The organism is Collinsella sp. AF05-9 (assembly GCF_003465595.1).
Classification (GTDB): domain Bacteria; phylum Actinomycetota; class Coriobacteriia; order Coriobacteriales; family Coriobacteriaceae; genus Collinsella.
Window position 1 is genome coordinate 1 of the sequence record NZ_QSBB01000082.1, and the last position, 983, is coordinate 983.

1 protein-coding gene is annotated in these 983 nt (G+C 72.7%); it reads right to left on the minus strand.

Annotation, left to right across the window (positions count from 1 at the left end):
- On the minus strand, positions 1-850 hold an 850-nt coding region (locus DWV43_RS10005), incomplete at its 3' end, for a helix-turn-helix domain-containing protein (RefSeq protein ID WP_147346285.1).
- Positions 851-983: the final 133 nt, after the last annotated feature.

Here is a 983-nt window from a genome sequence, read left to right on the forward strand (position 1 = left end):
TGAGCACGGCGCCGAAGGCGCGCCTCGCGCCGTCCTCGCCGAGGACCCCACGCAGGGAGGAGAGCGCCGCCAGGACCGAGGCACACGTGCCGTCCGGCAGCGGCAGGGCCAGCTGGAAGCGGCTCGGGCGGTGCAGGAGCGTGAGGAGCCTGGCGGAGTCGCCCCTGGAGCCCTCGACGGTGTCCATCTCCCAGGCCGCGGCGCAGGCGTCCTCGCCGAGCGCGAGGAACGACGCGTGCGACCTGCGCGACGAGTGGGACGTCGCCCTCTTCGGGGCCCGGCGCGACCTCGGCCTGTAGCCGACCTTGCGCCTGAGCTCCATGTTCGTCATGCCGTCGTAGCCGGCGTCCACCCACCTGTAGACGGTGGAGGCGCTGAGCCCGGGGGTCGTCGCCGCTATCTGCTGCGGGGAGAGCCCGCGCGCGAGCCCGTCCCTGATGGCCGCGAGCTTGGCGGCGGCGCCCTCCTCGGTCTCGTCGATCCCGGACCTGCTCGCCGAGAGCTCGGCGTCGGCCGCCTCCTGCGCCCTCCTGGCGCTGTAGAACACCCTGGGCCTCCTCGAGCAGCCGTAGCCCCTCCTGTGCGAGCAGCCGTTGCAGCACCTCGGCCACGCGGAGAGCCTGGGGCAGGCCCCCGAGAGGTCCGCGGGCGCGGGCTCGCCGTAGCGCGAGCGCGGCGCGGTGACGTAGCGGTGCGCCGCAACCTCCCTGGTCACGGTCGAGGGCGACCTGCCGAGCTCCGCGGCGATCTCGCGGGCGCTGCGGTTGCGGTCGAGCATCCTCTCGACCGCGTTCCTCTCGTGCCTCGTGAGCCTCCCGTACGACCTTCCGGACGGCTTGGGTCTGGACATGCCGGCCTCCCTCCATCGCGGGCCGGGGGATTCCGGCCCCTCTGGGGTTGCCTACCCGGATTCGCGCCTCAGGACTCAGCGCAACGCGTTGCGCTGAGTCCTGAGGCTGTTGCAATGAAAATGAGAATCAAGG